Annotated in this window: 5 protein-coding genes; all 5 read left to right on the plus strand. The window is 38.7% G+C overall.

What is annotated here, in order from left to right; translation table 11 throughout:
• Positions 1–159 precede the first annotated feature (159 nt).
• The 5 genes from AC4HAF_RS08710 (at position 160) to pepF (ending at position 7,040) form a co-directional block, all read left to right on the plus strand.
• Positions 160–1,092: a competence protein CoiA gene (locus AC4HAF_RS08710; protein WP_491097443.1), complete on the plus strand. Its 933-nt coding sequence runs from the start codon at positions 160–162 to the stop codon at positions 1,090–1,092.
• A gap of 85 nt (positions 1,093–1,177) precedes the next feature.
• Entirely contained in the window at positions 1,178–3,061 is a 1,884-nt protein-coding gene (locus tag AC4HAF_RS08715; RefSeq protein WP_491097444.1) for a BglG family transcription antiterminator, read from the plus strand.
• A gap of 188 nt (positions 3,062–3,249) precedes the next feature.
• Complete coding sequence (locus tag AC4HAF_RS08720) at positions 3,250–3,696, plus strand: PTS sugar transporter subunit IIA (RefSeq protein WP_491097445.1); 447 nt, start codon at positions 3,250–3,252, stop codon at positions 3,694–3,696.
• Entirely contained in the window at positions 3,696–5,093 is a 1,398-nt protein-coding gene (locus AC4HAF_RS08725) for a PTS fructose transporter subunit IIC (protein WP_491097446.1), read from the plus strand. Before AC4HAF_RS08720 ends, AC4HAF_RS08725 begins: the two co-directional genes overlap by 1 nt.
• Positions 5,094–5,240: 147 nt before the next feature.
• The gene (gene pepF, locus AC4HAF_RS08730; RefSeq protein ID WP_491097447.1) at positions 5,241–7,040 is read left to right on the plus strand and encodes an oligoendopeptidase F; all 1,800 of its coding nucleotides are present in this window, start codon (positions 5,241–5,243) and stop codon (positions 7,038–7,040) included.
• Positions 7,041–7,420 lie beyond the last annotated feature (380 nt).

Below are 7,420 nucleotides of genomic sequence, written 5' to 3' on the forward strand. Positions count from 1 at the left end.
GCAAAAGATAAGCGGCAATAAAATCGAATTTTGAGAGCTGGTTAATACGTTAATCAGCTTTTTTTCTGCGACTAAAAGTTGTTGAGGCAGCAAGGCTTCTAAAATGAAAACAGGAGCTGGGCTCAGTTCCTTTTCGTATAACTAAGTAGGAGGTCATTTATGTTAGCAGCATTTGATGAAGAAGGAAAGCTCGTGAATCTGGCTGAAGCCGTTCCTCGCAAACAGCACTTTAGCTGTCCGGCTTGTGGGGAAGCAGTGCGTCTTAGGCACGGCTCTGTTATGCGGCCGCACTTCGCTCACATCAGTCTTCAAAACTGCCGGTTCTACAGTGAAAATGAGTCAGCAGAACATTTAGGCTTAAAAGCAGAACTTTATAAAAGTTTTTCGGCATTTTCTTTAGTTGAAGTAGAAAAGCTGCTGCCTGAATTAGGGCAGACAGCAGACCTTATGGTTAATGACCGATTAGCTTTAGAAGTTCAATGCAGCCGCCTGTCTAGGGAGCGTTTGCATGAGCGAACACAAGCCTACCTAGAACATGGCTGTCAGGTCCGCTGGCTGCTGGGGAAAAAGCTTTGGCTGGGCAGAACGATGACCAGCCTTCAACGAGATTTACTCTATTTTTCAGCCAATATGGGTTTTCACCTGTGGGAACTAGATTTGGACAGGCGCTGCCTGCGTCTGAAGTATCTCATTTACGAAGATTGGCACGGACATGTTCATTATCTGGTAAAAGAGTGCCCTTTTGACGATAATCTTCTGGCCTTTCTGCGCCTGCCTTTTATTAAACAGAAGATGGCTTCCTATCAGGTCAAAATGGATCAGCAGCTCCTGACTTATATTCAAAGGCAGCTGGCAGGACGCAATCCTCATTGGCTCAAAAGACAAGAAGCTGCCTATTTAAAAGGAACTAACCTGCTCAGCCTAGATGTGGCCGCTTTTTATCCGCAGGTCAGACCGCTTGACAGCGAAATTGGTTTTTGCCAAATTACTCAAGATTTATCAAACTTCTATACAGCCTTTTTTCACTATTATCAAAAACAGGAAAATAAAAGCGTTCAAAGGCTCTATCCGCCGGCTTTTTATGAGAAATAAACAACCTTTTAACAGATTATTGTGGAAGAAATTTAACTGTTAAGAATGCTATTTTTCTTTTAAAATAAAGACAGAGGTGTTCTGTATGAAACGATGGCAAACTATTTTACAATTATTATCCAAAGATGAGTTTACGACAGCAGAAAGTTTAGCTACCAAGTTGGAAGTCAGCAGCAGAACTGTTCGAAACGACATTGCCTGGTTGAATAAGGATTTAAAAAAATATGGAGCAGTCATTCTTGCTAAGTCAAGAAAGGGATTTCTTTTGCAAATTACGGATGAAGAAGCCTATTTTTATTTCTTTAACAGATTAAAAAATCAAGATTTAGTCAGTGAAGATAACCGAGTACAGCAGCTGTTGGAATATTTGTTAATGGCAGCTGATGCGGTAAAAATAGAAGATTTGTGTGATATTTTTTTCGTCAGCCGCTCCACTGTTAAAAATGATTTAAAAAAAGTCCGAAAAAGATTGCAGAAATATGGTATTTACCTTGACTATCGGGCTAATCAAGGATTGAAAGTCATCGGCAATGAGCAACAGCTGCGCCTTTGTCTGGCACGTTCAAAAATGGAGGATTCTGTTCAATTTGGCAAACAAAATGATAGTTTGGAAATAATTAAAAGGATTATTCAAAGACAAGCCGATAAATATAAATTTGGAATCTCTGATTTTTCGATTAATAATTTAGCTATTCATATTTATATTGCCCTGAAGAGACTTCAGTCTGGAAGGGTGATTGAGCTGATAGACAGTGCCAAAAAAGAAGTTGCACAAAGTGCAGATCTTGACATGGCTTTAGCCATTGTTGATGATTTGGAGACTGTATATAATGTCCAGTTTCCACAAAGTGAGATTTATTATCTGCTTTTACATCTGTCCAGTAAAAAAATTATTAGTCTTGATTCGCTGACTGCTAATACCGTTGTTAGTGATGATATTTATAAAATGGTATTAACAATGCTTGAGCAGGTTAACCTTGTCTTTAAAATTGATTTTAGATATGATTTAGAATTAATTACTTTGCTGTCACTTCACCTAGTTTCTTTTCAAGTCAGGATACTTCATGATTTATCGTCATATAATCCTATGATGGATGAAATCAGACATCATTATACCTTGGCTTATAATATGGCAACAATCGCGTGTGAGAAACTAGAGGAAAAATACCATAAAAAAATAACATTAGATGAAATTGCCTATATTGCTCTGCACTTTAATGTCGCTCTGGAGAAAAAACAGACTAAGAAGAAGGAGAAGGTTCTAATTGTTTGTGGAGAAGGCAGGGCTAATTCGGAATTACTAGTCTATCAGGTTCAAAAACATTTTGGGAACCAGTTGACTATTGCCGGCACCATCAATTTGTTTCAGCTGGATAAGGTCAATTTTAAGCAAATTGATTATGTTTTAAGTACCGAGGTGATTACACAAAAAATTCCGATTCCTATTATTGAGATTAACAGTTTATTGGCAGAAGAAGAAGTTGAGCAAGTCAGTCAAAAGCTAAAAAATGTTCATGGGCATCAGTTTATTAATTATTTTAAGCCAAACTTATTTTTTAAAATTCCGGCACATCAGCAAAAAACGGCTGCTTTAAGTTATTTATGTGAGGCTATAGGCCGGCAAATTTCCTTGCCGAATGGTTTTTATCAGTCAGTATTGGACAGAGAAAACATCGGACATACTGCCTTTGGTAACGGCGTGGCTATACCGCACCCCATAAAGCCCATAGGTCAGCAAAGCTTTATTGCTGTTGGCATTTTAGATAAAAAAATCCTTTGGGATGAAGAAGATGTGCAGCTCATATTTTTATTGTCTATGAAGGAAAATGGTGATGAAAATATGCAGGATCTATATAAGATTCTCAGTAGAATTATTAGCAGCAAAGCTTATGTCAATCAAATTATTAAAGCTGGGACGTTTATTGAGTTTAAAGAACTTATTATCAAAATTGTAGAGAGCATGAGTTAGTATTTTCCGCTTTTTTCTTGAAAAAGACTGTCTTTTCATTTTTTCTTGGACATGTTTTAATGAATTTATGAGTTAAGTAATTGGACCCACCTACAACTCTTTGAAGTTCAGTAACCTTATTCTCCGGCGGTACATTTTCTCTAGAGTCACTTAATGGCTTAATATTTTAATAAAGGAGGCGAAAATTGATGTTTGAAAGGCATTTAGTAAATTTTTCTCAAGAAACTTATCAAAATAAGTATCAGGTAATTGAGTCAACAGGGCATCTTCCTAATAAACATATTAATAATGCAGATATCTATATTCAAGATGTCAAGGAAAGGGAAGACGCTGTACCTACTTATATTGGTTTTGGTATTGCTATTCCTCATGCTGTATCAGAAGGTGTCAAGGAACCTTTTGTTATTTATCGCAAATTAAAAGAGCCTTTGATTTGGAGTGAGGATATTGAAAAGGTTTCCCATATCTTCATGATTGGTGTTCCAAAAGACAAGGGGTCCAAGCAGCATTTGAAAATTATTTCAGAACTAAGTAAGAGCTTGATGAGAGAAGATTATCGTAATCAGCTCCTTCATGCAGAAAATGAAGATAGCGTCTACCGATTATTACAGCAAATAGAAGAGAGGTTATCCTGATGAAATTAGTAGCAGTATGCGCCTGTACAGCAGGAATTGCCCATACCTATATGGCTCAAGAAGCTATTGAGCAAGAATGTCGTAAACGAGGCATTGATTGTAAAGTTGAAACGCAAGGAGGAATGGGCATTGATAATGAATTAACTGAAAAAGAGATTAATGAAGCAGATGCAGTTGTTTTAGCTATCGCTATTGGGATTAAAGGAGAAGAGCGCTTTGATAAGCAAAAAGCTGCGGGGAAGTGTATTGAGGTTGATCCTTCAAAAGCCATTAAAAATATTACGGGTGTTATTGATGACGCAGAAAAACTGACGACTGGCAAACAAAGTAAGGGGCTGAAAGATCTAGGCAATACTTTGTTTAAAGCGTTTAATACTGGGATTTCTTATTTTCTTCCGGTTATCATAGTTGGCGGTATGCTTTTCTCTTTTACCCTGATGACCGGAAAAATTGAACATGGGCAAATCACACCGTCCAATCAGTTTTTTAAAACACTCTATGATATGGGACAAGCGGGCTTTGCTATGATGGTCCCAGTCTTGTGTGCCTATATTGCCTATGCTATTGCTGGAAAACCAGCTTTGGCACCAGGTTTTATTCTAGGATATGTGGCTAATAATCCCATAGGAGCTGATAAATTGTCAACTGGATTTTTAGGAGCTATGCTGCTTGGAGTAATTATTGGATATCTTGTTAAATGGATTAAGACTTGGAAAGTACCTCAAGTGATTCAAGCTGTTATGCCAACGATGATTGTACCACTGATAGCAACCCTGATTGTCGGAATAGGATATGCTTATATCTTGATTTATCCACTAGATGCTTTTGTCAAGCTTATGGTTAGTGTACTTAGTAGTTTAAATGGCTTTGGTGCAGCAGCTCTTGGAATCGGAATCGGTGTTTTAGCTGCTTTGGATATGGGCGGCCCCTGCAGTAAAGCAGCTACAGCCTTTACGTTGGCTCTAATGGCAGAAGGAATCAACGGACCCAATGGAGCATTTAGGCTATGCTGTGCTGTTCCGCCATTAGGCTTGGCTCTTTCGTCTTTGATTATTTCAAGACAAAAATACACAGAAGCTGAAAAACAATTTGGTATTTCTGCACTGTTTCTTTCAAGCGCGGGTATTACAGAAGGTGCCATTCCTTTTGCTGCTAAAGATTTTAAACGTGTTATCGTCTCTATTGTTATTGGGACAGCTGTAGCAGGAGTACTTGGCATGCTTCATGGTGTTGAATCCATCGTTGCTTTTGGTGGTATTGTCGCTATTGGCGGTGTAACAAAAGGTGCCCTTTGGTATGTTCTAGATATGCTGATTGGGGCCTTGGTTATTGCAGGCATTTTGCATATCTGGAAACCTGATTTAGATGCCGATGGAAATCCAATTATCAAAACTTAATTTTTGAAGTATGAGAAAGTACAGGGCGAGCTTATCGCCCTTACTTTTTTATGATCAGATTAATATATATGAAACATGAATTTGCTTTCTTAATACTCGCTTTTTATGTTAAAATGGTTGATAATGACAGCGAGAGAGGGGAAGCAAATGTCTGATAATCGTAAGCATATTGAGAAAAGATACCAGTGGGATTTAACAACCGTCTTTTCAAAAGATAAGGATTGGGAAAATGAGCACCAGGCACTTGGTAAGGAGCTTGAAAAAGCTAAGGCTAAGGCAGGGCATCTTCTTGACTCTGGCCAGAGTCTTTTGGAGATTACTGAACATTATCTGGCTTTGAGCCGCCGTTTGGAAAAAATCTATGTCTATGCTTCCATGAAAAATGACCAAGACACGACGGTAGCCAAATATCAGGAATTTCAGGCTAAGGCGACAGCTCTGGCAGCAAAATTCAGCCAGACCTTTGCCTTTTATGAACCTGAATTTATGCAGCTGTCTAAGGAACAGTATCAGGATTTTTTGACAGACTGTCCCCAGCTGACTGGCTACAGCCATTTCTTTGAAAAATTATTTCAGCAAAAAGAGCACGTCCTTTCCCACAAGGAAGAGGAATTGTTGGCTGCTGCCGGTGAAATTTTCGGTTCAACCGGTGAAACTTTTGAAATTCTGGATAATGCCGATATTGTCTTTCCGGTGATTCTGGATGAGAATGGTCAAGAAGTGGAATTGACACATGGCAATTTCATTACATTGATGGAATCCAAGGACCGTAAGGTCCGAAAGGCTGCCTATGAGGCTTATTACAGCGTCTATGAGCAATTTCAGCATACCTACGCCAAAACCTTGGAGACCAATGTCAAGGTTCATAATTTTAAGGCTGAGACAAGAAAATATAAAAATGCGCGTGAGGCCGCTCTGGCTGAGAATTTTATCCCGGAAAGTGTCTATGATACCTTACTAAAGGCTGTTAACAGGCACCTGCCCTTGCTTAGACGCTATGTTAAACTTCGCCAGAAAATTTTAGGACTTGATGATCTTAAAATGTATGATATTTACACGCCTTTATCAGAGATGGATATGAGTGTCACCTATGATGAAGCCTTGAAAAAAGCTGAGGAAGTACTGGCAGTTTTTGGCAAAGATTATTCAGAACGCGTGCACCGTGCTTTTACAGAACGCTGGATTGACGTTCAGGTCAATAAAGGCAAGCGCTCAGGTGCTTATTCCGGCGGATCCTACGACACCAATGCCTTTATTTTGCTCAACTGGCAGGACACGCTGGATAATTTGTTTACGCTGGTTCATGAGACGGGACACTCTATCCATTCAGTTTTTACCCGTGAGAATCAGCCCTATGTTTATGGAGATTACTCCATTTTTCTGGCTGAGATTGCCTCAACCACCAATGAAAATATTCTGACGGAGACACTTTTAAAAGAAGTGACAAATGACAAGCAGCGCTTTGCCATTCTCAATCATTATCTGGATGGTTTCAAGGGAACAGTCTTTCGGCAAAGTCAGTTTGCCGAGTTTGAGCAGCGCATCCATCAGGCCGCTCAAGCAGGTGAGGTATTAACCAGTGACTATTTAAATAATCTTTATGCCGAGCTGAATGAGAAATACTATGGCTTAGCCAAAGAAGAAAATCCTCAAATTCAATTTGAATGGGCAAGGATTCCGCATTTCTACTATAATTTCTATGTTTATCAGTACGCAACAGGCTTTGCAGCGGCCAGCTATCTGGCACATAAAATTGTGCACGGCACTCAGGAAGATAAGGACAAATACCTTAGTTATCTCAAGGCGGGAAATTCAGACTACCCACTTAATGTCATTGCCAAAGCAGGAGTTGATATGACCAAGGGTGATTATCTGGATGCAGCCTTTAAGGTCTTTGAAGAACGGCTGACAGAATTGGAAGAATTAGTTGAAAAAGGAATAGGTTAGAAAAGAATTGATGGTTGGTTAAAAGCATTTTGTTTTCCAACATAAAAAAGCTAGAGCTTGTGTACTGACCCCAAAAAGTTGGACAAGAAATATTATTGAAAGGATTTAGTTCTGTATTGCACAGGGCTAAGTCCTTTTCTACCATTTGTCAAGCATATCAAGGTATTTGATGAAAAATAGTTTGAGTTCCATAGTCACAATAAGGAAATTATCTTATTTTCTACTAAAAATTAGTGAAAAAAGTGTACACAAAATCAACACCTTATGTTGAAAATTTTTGATAAGGTGTTACAATGATAGGGCATAAACGACTTTACCGATTTTGGGTGGAAAGATAATCGTAAAGCTTGTTATGCGTGACGAGGTAATACATTGTCCTG

Source organism: Streptococcus sp. ELY_90, from assembly GCF_058314475.1.

Excerpts from the sequence above, each read along its gene's own strand:
- AC4HAF_RS08710 (WP_491097443.1), top strand. The coding sequence starts at position 160 with ATGTTAGCAGCATTTGATGAAGAAGGAAAGCTCGTGAATCTGGCTGAA.
- AC4HAF_RS08715 (WP_491097444.1), top strand. The coding sequence starts at position 1,178 with ATGAAACGATGGCAAACTATTTTACAATTATTATCCAAAGATGAGTTT.
- AC4HAF_RS08720 (WP_491097445.1), top strand. The coding sequence starts at position 3,250 with ATGTTTGAAAGGCATTTAGTAAATTTTTCTCAAGAAACTTATCAAAAT.
- AC4HAF_RS08725 (WP_491097446.1), top strand. The coding sequence starts at position 3,696 with ATGAAATTAGTAGCAGTATGCGCCTGTACAGCAGGAATTGCCCATACC.
- pepF (WP_491097447.1), top strand. The coding sequence starts at position 5,241 with ATGTCTGATAATCGTAAGCATATTGAGAAAAGATACCAGTGGGATTTA.